The organism is Streptomyces sp. NPDC002817 (assembly GCF_053592055.1).
Window position 1 is genome coordinate 1 of record NZ_JBSFUY010000108.1, and the last position, 1,448, is coordinate 1,448.

2 protein-coding genes are annotated in these 1,448 nt (G+C 52.6%); one reads left to right on the plus strand and one right to left on the minus strand.

What is annotated here, in order from left to right:
* On the plus strand, nt 1-718 hold a 718-nt coding region (locus ACWD3I_RS49185), incomplete at its 5' end, for a type IIL restriction-modification enzyme MmeI (protein ID WP_365414258.1).
* Between the two features lie 9 nt (nt 719-727).
* Here ACWD3I_RS49185 and ACWD3I_RS49190 read toward each other — a convergent pair.
* A partial coding sequence (locus ACWD3I_RS49190; protein ID WP_365414256.1) for a type IIL restriction-modification enzyme MmeI occupies nt 728-1,448 on the minus strand: 721 nt, incomplete at its 5' end.

The following is a 1,448-nucleotide window of genomic DNA, read 5'->3' on the forward strand; positions in this document are numbered from 1 at the left end:
CAAAAACCGTCAACGGCGCGAGATCTGGTGGCGGTTCACTCGTCCTGCAACGGATCTCTACCGTGCCATCTCCACCTTGGATCGTGTCCTGGTGGTAGCGCTTGTCAGTCGAACGGTCATGCCAGCTCGTGTACCTAGCCGCCAAGTCCTCTCTCACAAGTTGGGAGTCTTCGCTACGGCCGAGGATAGCGACCTTGCCCTACTTTCGAGTTCTTTCCACTCGATTTGGGCATGGCGTAATTCATCAACGATGAAGGCGGATCTTAATTACTCCCCGTCTGACGTTTACGAGACCTTCCCTCGGCCTGTCACCACTGCCGGACTCCGAAGAAATGGAGAAACTCTCGACAGGCTGAGATTTGATGTAATGATCGACAGAAGTGTAGGGCTCACAAAGCTATACAACATGGTCCATGACCCTGCAGTGAAGGATAGCGACATTGAGTCTCTGCGTGAAAATCACCGGAAGATCGACCAGGCTGTACTTGAGTCCTACAGTTGGCAAGACGTCGACCTCGCTCACGATTTCTATCCAAATCGGCAGGGTACGCGATTCACAGTCGCACCATCGGCTCAGATTGAAATCCTAGACAGGCTCCTTGAGCTCAACCATACCCAGCATGGAACTAACTCACCAAAAAATTCTCCCCAAGTGATCGGATCGGCATTTCATGATCAGGATCTAACTCCGGTACGCGACGGGGATACCCTGTTCTGAGGGGGTGCCTCAGAACAGGGTATCCCCGTGAGGTGCGACAACTCGTTCATTGTCGCGCACGGGTGATCGCCCCAGTCGTTCGTGGCTTGCCGTATCCGCTGCTTGATTAAATCGCGTGTGATTGAGCTCGAGAAGCCTGTCTAGGATCTCATTTTGTGCGACTGGGGAGACAGTGAACCGGACACCATTCCGGGTTTCATGGAATCCATGACCGAGGTCAAGGTCGCCCCATTCGTAAGCTTCAGCCACCGCCTCATCGATAACTTTATGGCACTCGCGGAGCTTATTTACGTCACTAGCAGAAACCTGCGGATCATTGACCAGGTTGTATAGCTTCGTAAGACCGTATTCGCGGTTCCGCATGACTGCGGTGCGAGTTTCACTTAGGTCCTTTCCGGGGGATTCCAAGAGAGGGAGATGTTGCGGCATGGGAAATGTTTCAAAGCAATCGGACGGAGTGTACTGAAGGTCAGATTTCAGCGTCGCTGAATATTTCCATGCCCAAAGTACGTGAATGCTTGAGTTCAGTAGGGCCATTACATCCACACGGTCACTGACAAAGAGAACGATCTTCTCGTTTAGTACCTGCCCCGTGGGCACGATGGTAGCCATGGCAGTTCGGCTCACCCTTGCTACCACCAGGACACGATCCAGCTCCTTGATGGCGTTAATCATGGCTGGCCGCTTTTCTGCGTATTGCCACCAATAGTCCCGATATACTTTGCGATTA